General features: G+C 38.1%; 12 protein-coding genes. 7 read left to right on the forward strand and 5 right to left on the reverse strand.

Annotation, left to right across the window (positions count from 1 at the left end; all coding sequences use genetic code 11):
• The first annotated feature begins 398 nt into the window (after positions 1–398).
• The gene (locus QFZ73_RS27105; protein WP_307273526.1) at positions 399–1,925 is read left to right on the forward strand and encodes a glycine betaine uptake BCCT transporter; all 1,527 of its coding nucleotides are present in this window, start codon (positions 399–401) and stop codon (positions 1,923–1,925) included.
• A 147-nt stretch (positions 1,926–2,072) separates the two neighbouring features.
• On the opposite strand, the gene QFZ73_RS27110 is transcribed toward QFZ73_RS27105, so the two are convergent.
• The 3 genes from QFZ73_RS27110 to betB all read right to left on the reverse strand — a co-directional run bounded on the left by QFZ73_RS27110 (position 2,073) and on the right by betB (position 5,465).
• Positions 2,073–2,486: a cupin domain-containing protein gene (locus QFZ73_RS27110; protein ID WP_307273529.1), complete on the reverse strand. Its 414-nt coding sequence runs from the start codon at positions 2,484–2,486 to the stop codon at positions 2,073–2,075.
• Between the two features lie 193 nt (positions 2,487–2,679).
• Positions 2,680–3,918 carry a choline dehydrogenase gene (gene gbsB, locus QFZ73_RS27115; RefSeq protein ID WP_251432914.1) on the reverse strand — a complete coding sequence of 413 codons (1,239 nt, stop codon included), beginning with the start codon at positions 3,916–3,918 and terminating at the stop codon, positions 2,680–2,682.
• Between the two features lie 53 nt (positions 3,919–3,971).
• The gene (gene betB, locus QFZ73_RS27120; protein ID WP_251433171.1) at positions 3,972–5,465 is read right to left on the reverse strand and encodes a betaine-aldehyde dehydrogenase; all 1,494 of its coding nucleotides are present in this window, start codon (positions 5,463–5,465) and stop codon (positions 3,972–3,974) included.
• 210 nt (positions 5,466–5,675) lie between these two features.
• On the opposite strand from betB, the gene cudC reads away from it, so the two are divergent.
• From cudC to QFZ73_RS27150, 6 genes are all read left to right on the forward strand, one after another.
• On the forward strand, positions 5,676–6,251 hold the full coding sequence (gene cudC / locus QFZ73_RS27125) for a choline uptake/conversion transcriptional regulator CudC (RefSeq protein WP_307273534.1): 576 nt from the start codon (positions 5,676–5,678) through the stop codon (positions 6,249–6,251).
• 640 nt (positions 6,252–6,891) lie between these two features.
• Positions 6,892–8,589: a high affinity choline transporter 1 gene (locus QFZ73_RS27130; RefSeq protein ID WP_373459050.1), complete on the forward strand. Its 1,698-nt coding sequence runs from the start codon at positions 6,892–6,894 to the stop codon at positions 8,587–8,589.
• A gap of 63 nt (positions 8,590–8,652) precedes the next feature.
• Positions 8,653–9,120, forward strand: coding sequence for a DUF1641 domain-containing protein (locus tag QFZ73_RS27135; protein ID WP_307273538.1), 468 nt, complete (start codon positions 8,653–8,655; stop codon positions 9,118–9,120).
• 37 nt (positions 9,121–9,157) lie between these two features.
• Entirely contained in the window at positions 9,158–10,336 is a 1,179-nt protein-coding gene (locus tag QFZ73_RS27140) for an NAD(P)/FAD-dependent oxidoreductase (protein ID WP_307273541.1), read from the forward strand.
• A 294-nt stretch (positions 10,337–10,630) separates the two neighbouring features.
• A complete protein-coding gene (katA, locus tag QFZ73_RS27145; RefSeq protein WP_307273544.1) occupies positions 10,631–12,091 on the forward strand; it encodes a catalase KatA in 1,461 nt (486 codons plus the stop codon).
• Positions 12,092–12,240: 149 nt separating this feature from the next.
• Positions 12,241–12,708 carry a Fur family transcriptional regulator gene (locus tag QFZ73_RS27150; protein ID WP_307273546.1) on the forward strand — a complete coding sequence of 156 codons (468 nt, stop codon included), beginning with the start codon at positions 12,241–12,243 and terminating at the stop codon, positions 12,706–12,708.
• A gap of 782 nt (positions 12,709–13,490) precedes the next feature.
• Here QFZ73_RS27150 and QFZ73_RS27155 read toward each other — a convergent pair.
• Together QFZ73_RS27155 and QFZ73_RS27160 are read right to left on the reverse strand one after the other, a co-directional pair.
• The gene (locus QFZ73_RS27155) at positions 13,491–13,682 is read right to left on the reverse strand and encodes a hypothetical protein (RefSeq protein WP_048883420.1); all 192 of its coding nucleotides are present in this window, start codon (positions 13,680–13,682) and stop codon (positions 13,491–13,493) included.
• A gap of 296 nt (positions 13,683–13,978) precedes the next feature.
• Positions 13,979–15,505: a glycine betaine uptake BCCT transporter gene (locus QFZ73_RS27160; protein ID WP_307273552.1), complete on the reverse strand. Its 1,527-nt coding sequence runs from the start codon at positions 15,503–15,505 to the stop codon at positions 13,979–13,981.
• Between the last annotated feature and the right edge of the window lie 86 nt (positions 15,506–15,591).

Below are 15,591 nucleotides of genomic sequence, written 5' to 3' on the forward strand. Positions count from 1 at the left end.
GCCTATTAAATAGACTTTCTGAAGGGTAGTATAATCATACGGATAAGAATAATTAAGCTTATTATATTTTTTGAATTTTTAGATATTTTAACATAATCACATTTTCTTCTAATTTTGATTATGGTATTATCATGATTAGACATTGTTAAAAAATAGAAATTAAAACAACATAAGCGTTTACTTGTTGATAGGAGGAAACAGAGAATGTAAAAATAATGTTTTCAATACTCCACAATAGATTTTAAGAGTTTTAATTTTACTTACTGCATTATTTACTAAACTAGTAATAAACCTTGAGTATCTTTAGAATAATTTGATTAAAAATAAGCAGAAAACGGGATGCAGCCCACAACCGAATTCTCAGGAGCCACTTTTATCGAAGTAAAGGAGGAGTTAATTTGAGTAAAAAGAGGATAAACGAAAATATCGTTTTTTATGTTTCAGTCCTATTAACGGTTGCTTTCATTATTTGGGCGATCTTTTTTACAAAGAGCCTATCAACGATTACCACTACCTTTTTTAATGGTACCATAGACTACTTTGGCTGGATTTATCTTGGTTCAGCCCTCTTTTTTGTTCTATTTTCTGTTTATTTATTATTCTCTAAATATGGTCATATTAGGTTGGGGAAGGAAACAGACAAACCAGAATTTAAGACAGCATCATGGTTAGCTATGCTTTTTGGTGCAGGTTCAGGAGTAGGAATTGTCTTTTGGAGTGTTGCTGAACCTGTATTTCATTATACGAGTCCACCTACTGGAGAAGGACAAACAGAAGCAGCAGCTAATTTAGCGATGCAGTATACATTTTTTCATTGGGGTTTCCATCCCTGGGCTATTTACACCCTTATTGGTTTGGCCCTTGCTTTTTTCCAATTTAACAGGAGTTTACCGGCATCAATGAGTTCTGCATTTTATCCTCTTTTAAAGGAAAAAATTCATGGTCCAATTGGTAAAACGATTGATATCCTTGCGGTTTTTGCCACCATCTTCGGTATAGCTACCTCTCTCGGTTTGGGTGCCATGCAAATTTCAGGTGGACTTAATGCCTTATTTGGTATTCCAAACACTCTTCTGGTTCAAATCACCGTTATTGCCGTTGCAACCATCCTATTCTTAATCTCTATAACCACTGGATTAGAAAAAGGGATTCAATTTTTATCCAACACGGCCATGATCCTATCGTTTTTGATCATGTTCTTAGTCTTAGTACTGGGCCCGACTTCTACAATTTTCAAAGTGTTTTTTAGCACGATGGGCGGCTATTTAAGTGATTTCGTTGATATGAGTTTAAACTTAGAGCCCTTTGGTGACAGCAAGTGGATTGGGAGTTGGACATTATTCTATTGGGCATGGTGGATTGCTTGGGCACCTTGTGTAGGCATGTTTATTGCCAGAATTTCTAAAGGAAGGACGATAAAGGAGTTTGTCATTGGCGTATTATTCGTTCCTTCACTTGGTACGTTTGCTTGGCTCTCCATCTTTGGTGGGTCAGCTCTCCATATGATCCATAACTTAGGTCAAAAGGAATTAGCCACGCAAATTACTTCAAATGTTGATTTATCCGTGTTCAGTTTTTTTGATTATCTTCCTGCAAGTTCTTTATTAAGTATCGTAGGTTTTACAGTCATGATGATTTATTATATAACGGTAGCTGATACATCCACTTTTGTGTTGGGTATGCTAAGCGAAAGAGGTAATTTAAACCCTTCAAATAAAATTAAAATTACGTGGGGAGTCATTCAGTCAATGGTTGCCGCTGTGTTACTTATGGCAGGTGGTTTGCAGGTCCTTCAAACTGCCTCCATGGCAGCTGCATTTCCCTTTGCGATTATTATGGTTATCATGTGTTGGTCTTTATTCAAGGCTTTAAAGGAAGAGGTCAAAGAAGACTTTACCTCGATCCCAAAAGAAAAAATTTCTTAAGCAGTAATTCCTTCTTTATACTTCAAATAGACTCTCGGTAATTACCGAGAGTCTATTATATAGGAATTTATTAATCTTCGTATTTGCTAGAAAGAAAGAACTAAGGAAAGACTACACTCCAAGTTTTCACTTAGTGGGGTGGGGTTATCATAAATAAGAAGGATTAGCTGCCACATTCTTAAAATAAACTGCTTCTCCATCACTTTCTCCATCGAAAATAACTGTTGTCTTAGGAGAAAAGATTAAAACATCTCCAACTTCTGCTACATATTTATTCCCTTCGACATCACGCACTACCATTTTCCCTTTTGTAACTACTTTTATCTCTATAAAATTAAATTCTGCTGAATAATCTACTGAAGGTTGCAATGCAAAGTAACCCATTGTTAATACTTCTTTTTTGTCTGTGACAGGTGCATCAATAATTTGTCCCTTTAAATCCGGTGTTCCTCGCAACTCACTCAATTCATTTAAATTATAGGAACCTGCCTTAATTAACTTAATACCTGGCTTTTCATCTAAAAATTTCAACTCGTTTTGGGTCAAAGTTTTTTCGCTCATTTTAGCACCTCAAATGTTTTAGTTTTTTAAAGTTCCTAATTTTAACCGCCTTAAACGTAGTTTCATAAATCTTACACAGGAAAGTATCTAATGATACTGAGTGGCTTTCGGGAGTTCACTTTCCATCCTCGCTCGCCACAATGGCATAAAAAGAGGAATATGGCAAATATACGCCGCACTCCTCTTTTTTAATTTAACCGATTTCTACTGGAATTTTAGTAGTTTTAGTTTCCAATGTAGGTTTCTCCAAATTGAAGCAACGACGGTATATCCATTCATATCCTTTAACATTGATATCTCGTGGATTACCAACAGTTTGCGGATCATTAAATGCTTCCTTGGCTAAGCGCTCAATCGCTTCAACAGGTACACCTTGTTCCGCAAGTGTTGGAATTTCAACGTCTTCAACAAGTTGATATACTGCTGTAACTGCGGCTTTTGCTGCTTCTTCCAAACTCATCCCATGAGTATTCACACCCATAGCCTGAGCAATACGGGCAAATTTTTCTGGCTCTCCCATCCAGTTATACTCCATTACTGGTCCAAGCATGGCTGCAACACAAGGTCCGTGTGCAACAGGATGAATTCCTCCAAGAGTTTGGGCCATTGCATGTGCAGCACCAGCAGACTCACTGCCGTATGATAAGCCTGCAAGCATGGCTGCTTGTGCCATTCCATAACGAGCTTCAATGTCTTTTCCATTCGAAACAGCACGGCGTAAATATTTGGCTACGTATTCGATTGCAAGCAACGCTACTGCATCAGTTATTGGTTGGGAATAGTGGCATGTATAACACTCGATTGCATGTGAAAGGGCATCAACACCAGTGCCCGCAGTAATATGCGCTGGCATTGAGACATGCAGTTCAGGGTCAATGATTGTTAAATGTGCAGCGATTAATGGACCGCCCGTATTAAATTTAAATTCACGAACAGGATCAGTAATAACCGCCCACTGAGTTACCTCACTTCCTGTACCAGCTGTTGTTGGAATAGTCGTTAATGGAGGGATGCGTTTTTCCAGCGGTTTTTTACCTTCAGCTGCTTCATAGTTTAATACAGGCTCGCCATGAACGACCTCCACACCAATCGCTTTTGCTGTATCCATGGAACTCCCTCCACCGACAGCAACAAGCCCATCACAAGATAATGATTTATAAATAGATGTTCCTTTTTCCACAACATGAACAGAAGGATTCGGTTCAACTTGGTCAAAAATAACAACTTCAATTTGTGCCTCTTTTAAACTTTTAACAACTGGATCTATTAATCCTACTTTTTTAACACCAGGATCAGTGACAAGCAATACTTTGCTGACGCCCAGATTCTTGACCTCTTCACCTGTATGTTTGGCTGCACCTATCCCGTGTTTTAAAACGGTTGGAACTTCAAAGCTTTTTAATCTTCCCATTCTCTCAAATCTCATAAACATCTAGATCACTCCTTCATCTATTTTTATAAAATTAAGTATAGTAATCTTCTTATTTAAACTAATTCGACTTTTGCATTTTCTTCTTTAAACCAGTGCATAGGTTCTGGATTTGTATTCATATATATATGTTTAATTTCTGTATATTCTTCAAGGCCCACATGGCTCAATTCGCGGCCAATACCGGATTGTTTATAGCCACCCCATGGCGCTTGTGGAAAGTATGGATGAAAATCGTTAATCCAAACAGTCCCCATACGTAGTTTTTTGACAATCCGTTCAGCACAATTCATATCATTTGTCCAAACCGCCCCAGCTAATCCATACAAACTATCATTAGCTAGTCGAACAGCTTCTTCTTCTGTTTCAAAAGTCTCAACTGTAATGACAGGACCAAAGGATTCTTCTTGCACAATCCGCATTTTCGTATGACAGTTTGTAAAAATCGTTGGTTCGATAAAATATCCCTTTTGTAATTCAGGTGCACTCGGACGTTTTCCACCGACGGCAAGTGTAGCTCCTTCTTGGATTCCAAGTTGAATATATTGTTCAATCGATTCTAAATGCTCGGCTGAGATAACAGGACCCATTTCGGTCCCTTCACTGAAACCGCTTCCAATATTTATTTTCTTTGTTCGTTCTACGATCGCTTCTACAAAACGGTCATGAATTTTCTTTTCAACTAACAAGCGGGCGCCAGCAGAACACACTTGTCCAGCATGAAAGAACACAGCATTAAGTGCATAGTCAACAGCAGTATCGAAATCTGCATCGGCAAACACAATGTTTGGATTTTTCCCTCCAAGTTCCATCGAAATCTTTTTAAAGTTACCGCTCGCTGCTTTCATAATGTGTCGACCTGCTTCTCCTCCACCTGTAAATGAAATAAGGTCGACGAGTGGATTTTCAGCCAATTCCGAACCGACTGATGAGCCCGGACCCAACACAAGATTCACAACACCTTTTGGAAAGCCTACTTCTTCAAAAATCTCACACATTTTAATCGATGTAAGAGGTGTAATTTCTGCTGGTTTTAACACAACTGTATTCCCAGCAGCCAATGCTGGAGCTAGTTTCCATGAAGCCTGAAGCAATGGGTAATTCCAAGGTGCAATCAATCCACAAACCCCAACCGGTTCCCGTACAACACGACTGACCGAGTTTGGATTGGGAGATTCGATCATAAGACCGCCGTCTTTATCAGCAAGCCCGGCATAATATTGAAACACACCTGCAATTCCATCCATATCTGCAAGACTTTCTGTCAAAGTTTTCCCTGTATTCAGTGACTCCAACTCTGCCAACTCTTGTTTATACTCTTTTATTTTTTGAGCAACTTGATAAAGAAGATCTCCTCTTTCCGCCGCCGTGAGGCTACCCCAAACCCCTTCATCAAAAGCACTTCTTGCCGCTTGAATTGCTTCTTTAGTATCTTCCCGGCTCCCCCGCGGAACCGTTTCAATGACTTCTTGATTAAAAGGATTGATAATCTCCCTTTTTTCACTACTCTTAGCCTCAACCCATTTACCATTGATGTACATTCGTTTCATTGCCAAATCAGCACCTCCAGAAATTGGAATTCGTTAAAAAAATTTTTAACGTTTTTAATATACCGAAAGTATAGTACATAAAATATTATCAGTCAATACGGAATATTCAGATTATTTTTACGTTGACATTCAATCTTTCTCTGTTTATATTAAATTTATATTTTTTTATATTTTATGTATTATTTTGATGAAATAAGGAGGTGATATAATATGGTAGAGAGGGCGTGTGTCTATATGGAAGAACAGAAGGATCACATAGAAATTCTTGAAGAAGCGGAATCACTTGTGATTGATGCTATAGCAGAAACAATGGACCTATATGGGGTAACACATTCCATTGGAAGGCTTTACGGAGTTCTATATTTTAGTGAGGAACCGATGACATTAAATCAGATGAGCAAAAGTTTAGGAATGAGCAAACCAAGCATGAGTACAGGAATCCATTCTCTTGTTGATATAGAAATGGTCCAAAAGGTTTGGCGAAAAGGGGAACGAAAAGATTTATACAAAGCAGAGAAAGACTTTTTTGTATCGTTCCTTTCATTTTTTTGTAAAAAATGGGATCGGGAACTCTCTGTCAATATGCAAGCCATTGAAAAAGCCACTGAAAAATTAAATTCTCTATTGGACAATCCCGATGTCCCCGATGCTATACAACAAAAAGCAATAAAAGATCTTCAACAACTTCAAGATTCAACCCAATATTACTTGTGGTTAAAAAAATTGGTCCATGCATTTCGATCGAAAGAATTGTTTAAAATGATTGAAGAAATTGATTGTGATTAATAGGTTCTCTACTCAAAATAGAGGAAAACAACGATGTGGTAAGACATCTAATCTTTACCGATCTTTAGTGTTACTATCCAGTAATGCTTGGTCGGTAAAAAAATGCAGAAATTAACAAAAACAACTATCAAAACCACTTTCCTTTGAATGTGAAGCCTAAAGCCCCACGTTCATTAGAAAGAAAATGAAAGAGCAACTAAACAAAAAACCGCTAGTAGGTAAAACCTTACCCCTATAGAATATACTCCAATAGACAAAGAAGCTTCCACACCTTAAAGAGGCAACCTTTATTTTTTTTCCTTAATAAAAAGTAGTTTAGTAGTTTGATTCATAGAACCGTTTAAAGTCGAACCTCCCTGCATAAATTCTTACTCTCAAAATTTAAATACAATTGGTGGGAAAACAGTTTTTGTGATATTAGTTAATACCATTAAAAAGATTTAGAACAAAGGGTCGAACGAAGTAACAGTTTGCAGTATACATGTTCACCCCCTAAAATAAGATGGTCCTTGAGTCAGACCGTCTTATTTTAATATCAAGGTCGCACATTTTCTCCTATCCTTTCAAAAACATACTGAAAAGTAATAAGATGAAAGCGCTTGCAATATTAGGCACTATACCTAATTTTAAGAAAGCAGGGATGCATTTGAATGGAAATCAGGCTAGACAAGACCAGGAGCAGATAACTATTGATCCTTCAGTAAGTTCAAAGCGACAATTTTGGACTCCTTTAAAAACAACGATTGCCGGTTTTATCGTTTTTACCAGCTTTACGATCTTTTATTCTCTTATCGTTAAGAAAAGTATTTATTGGCCTGGTCTACTAATCATGCTGGGTTTATATTGCATTTTCTATTACATCGGTGCGACAGCAGTCGAGAAAAGGCGAGGGAAAACCGATGATATGCTTGTTGCTGGAAGGTCGATGCCGCTATGGTTATCCATGTTTACGATGACAGCGACCTGGGTTGGCGGAGGTTACATTGCCGGAACCGCTGAAACGATTCATTCTTCCGGAATTGTTTGGACACAAGGGCCATGGGCATATGGGCTTAGCTTGATTATTGGAGGGATTTTTTTCGCACGAAAGATGCGGCGTATGGAATTTATGACCATGCTGGATCCTCTTGAGTCTCGTTTCGGGTATAAGATGACTGGACTTCTCTACTTCCCTTCTCTTCTTGGTGAATTGTTTTGGAGCGCTGCGATGCTAACGGCTCTTGGGACGACATTCAGCGTTATTCTCGGTTTAAGTTTCACTGTTTCAATTATTATTTCAGCGATCGTAGCAATTGCCTATACCGTAGTCGGTGGTCTTTGGGCGATCGCTCATACTGATGTCCTACAGCTTTCTATTATGTTCTTCGGTTTGATAATAGTCTTACCCTTTGCCTTTTCCAATGTTGGAGGCTTTCAAGTGGCTTTTGATAATTACGCCGAAAACATGCAAGGAATGATGAGTCTTTTTCCTCCTCTAACTGGATGGAATGATCCTAATTGGGGAAATTCTTTCTGGTATTGGTGGGATTACACACTTTTATTAGTGTTCGGAGGGATACCTTGGCAAATTTATTTCCAACGCGTTCTATCTGCAAAAAGCGAAAATGTGGCGATGTGGTTATCGATTTGGGCTGGAATTCTATGCTTCTTCTGTGCGATTCCACCTGCGTTAATCGGAATTGCAGGTTTTAATGCTGATTGGGCATCACTCGGGACTGCAGCTCCGGAAAACTCTTCAATGATCCTAACCTATGTATTTAAATATATGACACCTAGCCTTGTTGGTGCCATTGCCCTTGGTGGATTGGCTGCAGCAGTTTTGTCAGCAGTTGCCGCATCACTCTTGTCGGCATCAGGCATGGCAGCTTGGAATGTCTATCGTCCGCTTGTAAAACCAAAAGCAAGCCCTCATCAACTGCAACAGATTATTAAACGCAGTATCATCTTGATTGGTATTGGTGCAACATTGATCGCTTTAAACGCTAAAAGTGTCTATGCGTTATGGTACTTATCGAGTGACCTGGTCTACTGTATCTTGTTCCCTCAACTTACCTGTGCCCTGTACTACAAATGGGCGAACTGGTACGGAGCACTCTCTGGATTTATTGTCGCCTTATTATTACGGGTCGGTGGTGGAGAACCGTTACTCGGATTACCTCCTATCATTCCGTACCCTTTGATTGAGGACGGGACAGTATATTTCCCTTTCCGTACCGCTTCCATGCTTGCGGGCTTGATTACGATTCTCGTTGTTTCTTATTTAACACGGCATAAATGTCCGCCACTACCACTGAGCAACTTACATGGAAAAAAGGATGAACAAAACCCTGCTAGTTAATATGTAGTTAATAGAGGTGACGTTTTGCCACCTCTTACTAAAATGGTAAAGGAGATTCTATCTATGTCACAAGCAATTAATGAACAACCATCTATACGGAAAGCTTCTACTATTGAGAATCAATTCACATCTTCAGCAGTAAGCCAAGCGCAAATAGACGTGCTTAATCAATTGTTAAAACCGGAAGTACAGGAATCTTTGACTGTCCTTGTGGAGAATTTACCGAAATTGGCAGAAATGGTTCCCTATCTGACCAAATCCTATGATTTAGCGCAATCCATAATGACAGATCGCGTGTTCATTAATGATTTAGTTGGTGGTATACAGGAATGCGTAAAACCGCTGGAAGGAAAGATAAAGGAATGCGCAGCAACAGCTATAGAAGCAAATGATTGGGCCCAGGCAAATCAGGGAACTACTATCGGTGTGTTTGGTTTATTTCGAATATTAAAAGATCCGCAAATACAAAAAATGTTTCGATTTGCACAGGCATACTTAGATTTAACATCTAAAAAACAGGAGAAACAGTAAAAATTTCTGAGGATAAAGTAATGAACGGAGGAAGATTATGGGTAAAAATATTTTAATTTTGGGCGGAGGTTATGGCGGTTTGCTAAGTGCCTTGACAGCACGACAACATTTAGGAACTGATGAAGCCTCCATTACACTTGTAAATCGCTTTCCAACCCACCAAATTATTACGGAATTACACCGTCTGGCTGCAGGGAATTTGTCCGAAAAAGCAGTAGCATTGCCGCTAGAAAAAATACTACGTGGTAAAAACATTGATTTAAAGATTGGAAGTGTTCAAGAGATATCCCCTGACGATCATCAAGTTTTTCTTACAGATGGAACGAAACTGACATATGACTTGCTAGTGATTGCGTTAGGTAGCGAAACGGCTTACTTTGGTATTCCGGGCCTTCAAGAGCACAGCTTTATACTAAAGTCAGTAGAAGATGCTAATCGTTTACGTGACCATGTCGAATCCTGTATTCGCACATATAGCAAAACTCATAGTAAGGAATTTGCAACGATTGTGGTAGGAGGTGGCGGACTTACTGGTATTGAATTGATTGGTGAGTTTGCTGATTTAATGCCACAATTATGCCGACAATACGGCGTAAACTCTCAAGAGATTTCCTTGCTTTGTGTCGAGGCCGCACCGACTATTTTGCCAGGATTCCCAGCTGAATTAGTGGAACGTGCACAAACTAGTCTTGCCGCACGTGGTGTAGAGTTTGTAACCGGGACACCGGTTACAAACATGGAACAGTCCACTGTAGAGCTGAAAAATGGAAGAACGATTGAAACGAAGACGATGGTCTGGACAGGCGGCGTTCAAGGTAATTCTGTGGTTGCTAATTCGGGAATAGAAGTAAATCGCGGACGTGCGCTCGTAAATGAATATCTTCAGTCTACATCTCATCAAAACGTGTTTCTTTCCGGCGACAGCGCCGTTGTTATGGGACCTGATGGACGTCCGTACCCTCCAACTGCTCAGTTAGCTTGGCAAATGGGGGAAACAGTTGGCTATAATTTGTTCGCTTACATTACAGGCGGTGTGATGGAAGAGTTTAGTCCTGTCTTTTCCGGAACATTGGGCAGTTTGGGTCGTAAAGACGCAATCGGCACGATTGGGGAAAATAAAACCCAATTGAGAGGCTTGCCCGCATCATTAATGAAGGAATCTAGTAACATTCGTTATCTGTCCCAGATTAATGGACTATTCAGTTTAGCGTATTAATAGGGAAAATGATCTTAATCGAAGCTATGTTACCCATCAACTAAGCTGCTTGAAAAAAAGTTAATGCTGCTCTTGATACAAACATAACCCTTATTTCTTGAATGATAAACTCAATATGCAAATTTAAGACTTGTAGTGAGAACAATCTCTATTATGGAAAACTCTCAAAACATAACTATAGTAAAAATTTATAATTTTTAGTTAATTATACCTATTTTAAAATAATATTAAATATTTAATAATAATTACTATCGTTTTATATAGTTACTATAAAAACTTCATGAGGTGATTCAATTGAGTAATAATAATAATAATAGACTTACAACTAGCTGGGGTGCTCCGGTTGGGGACAATCAAAACTCTTTGACAGCCGGTTCTCGTGGACCAACATTAATTCAAGATGTTCATCTTTTAGAAAAATTAGCCCACTTCAACAGAGAGCGTGTTCCTGAACGTGTTGTTCATGCTAAAGGGGCTGGAGCCCATGGTTATTTTGAAGTAACAAATGATCTAACAAAATATACGAAAGCTAACTTCTTATCAGAAATGGGAAAACGCACTCCGTTATTTATTCGTTTCTCAACTGTAGCTGGTGAAAATGGTTCTGCAGATACTGTACGTGATCCACGTGGTTTCGCTGTGAAATTTTATACAGAAGAAGGCAATTACGACATTGTCGGGAACAACACACCCATTTTCTTTATTCGTGATGCGATTAAATTCCCTGATTTCATTCATACACAAAAACGGCATCCACAAACACATTTGAAAAACCCTAATGCTATATGGGATTTCTGGTCTTTATCTCCTGAATCTTTACACCAAGTAACCTATTTAATGGGTGACCGTGGTATTCCTGCCACTTTGCGTCATATGCATGGATTTGGAAGTCATACATTTAAGTGGACGAACGATGAAGGTGATGGCGTTTGGATTAAATATCACTTTAAAACAGAACAAGGTGTTAAAAACCTAACAGAAGAAGTTGCAGCACGTATTGCTGGAGAAAATCCTGATTACCATACAGAAGACTTATTTAATGCGATTAAAAGAGGCGACTTTCCAGCATGGAAACTGTATGTACAAATTATGCCATTAGAGGATGCAAATACTTACCGCTTTGATCCATTCGATGTTACAAAAACATGGTCTCAAAAAGATTATCCTTTAATTGAAGTAGGTCGCATGGTGTTAGACAGAAATCCAGAAAATTATTTTGCTGAAGTAGAACAAGCAACTTTCTCTCCTGGAACATTAGTACCTGGTATCGATGTTTCGCCAGATAAAATGCTTCAAGGCCGTTTGTTTGCCTATCATGATGCACATCGTTACCGTGTGGGTGCTAACCATCAAGCATTGCCAATCAACCGCGCTCGTAATGAAGTGAAAAACTATCAACGTGATGGCCAAATGCGTTTTGACAACAACGGTGGTGGTTCTGTTTACTACGAACCAAATAGCTTCGGAGGCCCGACAGAATCAGCTAATGCAAAGCAAGCTGCTTACGCAGTTTCTGGTGTAGCCGAAAGCGTGGCTTATGATCATAATGACCACTATACTCAAGCTGGTGACTTATATCGATTAATGAGTGAAGAAGAGCGTACACGTTTAGTCCAAACAATTGTTGGTGCGATGACACCTGTTGAAAGTGATGAAATTAAATCTCGTCAAATTGGGCACTTCCATAAAGCAGATTCAGAATTTGGATCACGTATCGCAGAGGGACTTGGTTTATCAGTATCACAAGAAGTTTAAGATGAATTCATGATTAGAAAATAATTTTTAAACCGTAATACTTTCTCAATTATTCTCTAATGTATTAACAATTCAATTCTAACGAAAAGATCATCTTAGTGATGGTCTTTTCTACTACCATACTTAAAATATGACTAATGAGGTGTTGTATGTGTTATCAACATCGCGTGGAAAAAGTTTTAAAGCTTTTTAAAACAAATGGTTTAAAAATGACAACCCAACGTAAAGCCATCATGGAATATTTAGCAATTTCAAATTCTCATCCAACAGCTGATGAAATCTTTAATTCATTAACAAAGAAGTTGCCAAATATAACAATTACAACTATATATAATAATTTAAAATGCTTAAAAAAATTAGGCATCATAAATGAACTCACTTTTGGCCAGGCTTCCAGCCGTTACGAATGGGCAACCTCTCTTCATTACCATGTTGTATGTTTATCTTGTGGAAAATTACATGATTTTAACTATCCTACTCTAACAGAAGTAGAGCTATTGGCTGAAAAAAAAACGGGTTATACTATAACCCGACATCACTTTGAAATTTATGGAAACTGTTCAGACTGTAATCATACAAATATAGCCCTTGAAAACAGTGAGAAAATATCGAACTAATTACTCTTAAAAAATCTTCATAGAAATCTTATGCTTACTAACTCATGCGCATTCACACATTGAGAATAGAAAAAAGTTATGCGGTTCTAGTGACTGAAGAACCAGTTGATAATTAGATCAACTATTATCACAAGTTTGAAGAATCTAGTGGATAATGTCATTCTCTAGTTCCTTGTTGTTTCATCCAATTTCCTTTAGAAGAACATGACCATCTATCTGTCAAACTAGCAATGTTATAAAATAAAATATCCTTATACTAAAAAATCCATCTACCTCTTTTCAGAGGTAGATGGATTTTTTAGATGTGTTTTTTCCTATTAATTAGGAAAGAAGATTATAAATTCTATGTAAGGATAAACAGCATTAGAAAAAATTAACAAACGCAGCTTTAAAAAGGACATTTTTATTGCCCTGTTCCCTGTATCGGCCCCACCTACGCCAAATACTATGACGGCCACTCATGCCATCCAACCCACTTTCAGTATAAATGAAAGCGCTTACAATGGCAATACCTAACAGGTAAGAAAAGTTATTTATTTTAAATCTTGTATGTTGCATATTGTTTTCTAGGGATATTTAAGATAGACAGTTAGAGGGCTAGTGCGTGTACTTACGGACAATTTGTGTTTATTTCTGTTGAGTAAAGCTTCTTCTTGACGAGTTTCCTCTATTATATAGTAATTCTATTTATTGGTTCATGCTGTTGGCGAAAAGGAAACCAGAAAAACTCTCCCTTTTCCGTTTACTGACTTCTTTAGTTTGTGAAGCTTGGTGTATATTTGTTAATTGTTCATCGTAAAATCAACACTATTATTATTTGAAACTAAAAGTATATAAATTTGTATAACTGGCAATACTGATAAAGTATTCCCCCTATTCATAAAAGGCCTTTGCTCCAGTTGAGCAAAGGCCTTCTTTTGATGAGTTTCTTCTATTATATAGGTTACTTTAAACTCCCTTCCTACCATTGCCAAATAGAGTGCAACCTATTACAACTTTGCTGCCTATTGCCCAGTCAACTATTTAGAGATCCAGATGGAGAAAACCCCCATAATAGATGATGAAAATTGATAGTAAGCTACGTTTTATCGAATGTTGCCCTGTTTTACGAATTTTAGCTCTTTATTTTAGTTAGTTTATTGGATAAATCAAAAGAGTGAAAGCCCTTTTAAGAATCCTTACTCTACTCGTAAATAAGTCATGGGAATCAGCACTGTTCGATATGACTTATTTCAACAAACGCATCACTAATTATTAAATGAATTACTGCTTAAGAAATTTTTTCTTTTTGAATCGAGGTAAAGTCTTCTTTGACCTCTTCCTTTAAAGCCTTGAATAAAGACCAACACATGACAATCATAATAATCGCAAAGGGAAATGCAGCTGCGATGGAGGCAGTTTGGAGGACCTGCAAACCACCTGCCAAAAGTAAAACAGCGGCAACCATTGACTGAATGACCCCCCACGTAATTTTAATCTTATTTGAAGGGTTTAAATTACCTCTTTCGCTTAGCATACCCAACACAAAAGTGGATGTATCAGCTACGGTTATATAATAAATGATCATGACTGCAAAACCTACGATACTTAATAAAGAACTTGCAGGAAGATAATCAAAAAAACTGAACACCGATAAATCAACATTTGAAGTAATTTGTGTGGCTAATTCCTTTTGACCTAAGTTATGGATCATATTGAGAACTGATCCTCCAAAGATGGAGAGCCAAGCAAACGTACCAAGTGAAGGGACGAATAATACGCCAATGACAAACTCCTTTATCGTCCTTCCTTTAGAAATTCTGGCAATAAACATGCCTACAAAAGGTGCCCATGCAATCCACCATGCCCAATAGAATAACGTCCAACTCCCAATCCACTTGCTGTCGCCAAAGGGCTCTAAGTTTAAACTCATACCAACGAAATCACTTACATAGCTGCCCATTGTATTAAAAAACACTTTAAAAATCATAGAAGTAGGTCCCAGCACTAAAACCAAGAACATGATCAAAAACGATAGGATCATGGCCGTGTTGGATAAATATTGAATTCCCCTTTTTAATCCAGTGGATAAAGAGATTAAGAATAGAATGGTTGCAACAGCAATAACGATGATTTGAACCAGAAGAGTATTTGGGATTCCAAATAAGGCATTAAGTCCACCTGAAATTTGCTTGGCACCCAAACCGAGAGAGGTAGCAATACCGAAGATGGTTGCAAAGACTGCAAGGATATCAATGGTTTTACCAATCGGACCATGAACTTTTTCCTTTAAAAGAGGATAAAAAGCGGAACTCACTGATGCTGGCAATCCTTTGTTGAATTGGAAAAAGGCAAGGGCCAAACCAATGACCGTGTAAATAGCCCAGGGATGGAAACCCCAATGAAAAAATGTATACTCCATAGCTAAATTAGCAGCTGCTTCTGTATGTCCTTTTCCAGTGGGTGGACTCGTATAATGAAATACAGGTTCTGCAACACTCCAATAGATAATTCCAACTCCCGTACCTGCACCAAAAAGCATAGCCAACCAAGATCCTGTCTTAAATTCCGGTTTGTCAGTTGCCTTTCCCAATCTAATATGACCGTATTTAGAGAATAATAAATAAACAGAAAATAGGACAAAAAAGAGGGCAGATCCAAGATAAATCCACCCGAAGTAGTCAATGGTACCATTAAAAAAGGTAGTGGTAATAATTGAAAGGCTCTCTGTAAAAAAGATCCCCCAAATAATGAAAGCGACTGTTAGTAGGACTGAAACATTAAAAACGATATTTTCGTTTTTCCTCTTTTTACTCATATTAGCTCCTCCTTTACTTCGATAAAAGTGGTTACTGAGTATTCTGGGGTGCGCTTCATCCATTAAAAACGTTATTGGATCCCTAC

This window comes from Peribacillus sp. V2I11 (genome assembly GCF_030817135.1).
In the GTDB taxonomy this organism is placed as follows: Bacteria; Bacillota; Bacilli; order Bacillales; family DSM-1321; genus Peribacillus; species Peribacillus simplex.

What these genes read in the sequence shown, in the direction of transcription:
- QFZ73_RS27130 (WP_373459050.1), top strand. Translation starts at nt 6,892, where the DNA reads ATGCATTTGAATGGAAATCAGGCTAGACAAGACCAGGAGCAGATAACT.
- betB (WP_251433171.1), bottom strand. Translation starts at nt 5,465, where the DNA reads ATGAAACGAATGTACATCAATGGTAAATGGGTTGAGGCTAAGAGTAGT.
- QFZ73_RS27150 (WP_307273546.1), top strand. Translation starts at nt 12,241, where the DNA reads ATGTGTTATCAACATCGCGTGGAAAAAGTTTTAAAGCTTTTTAAAACA.
- QFZ73_RS27135 (WP_307273538.1), top strand. Translation starts at nt 8,653, where the DNA reads ATGTCACAAGCAATTAATGAACAACCATCTATACGGAAAGCTTCTACT.
- QFZ73_RS27160 (WP_307273552.1), bottom strand. Translation starts at nt 15,505, where the DNA reads ATGAGTAAAAAGAGGAAAAACGAAAATATCGTTTTTAATGTTTCAGTC.
- cudC (WP_307273534.1), top strand. Translation starts at nt 5,676, where the DNA reads ATGGTAGAGAGGGCGTGTGTCTATATGGAAGAACAGAAGGATCACATA.
- QFZ73_RS27110 (WP_307273529.1), bottom strand. Translation starts at nt 2,486, where the DNA reads ATGAGCGAAAAAACTTTGACCCAAAACGAGTTGAAATTTTTAGATGAA.
- QFZ73_RS27140 (WP_307273541.1), top strand. Translation starts at nt 9,158, where the DNA reads ATGGGTAAAAATATTTTAATTTTGGGCGGAGGTTATGGCGGTTTGCTA.
- gbsB (WP_251432914.1), bottom strand. Translation starts at nt 3,918, where the DNA reads ATGTTTATGAGATTTGAGAGAATGGGAAGATTAAAAAGCTTTGAAGTT.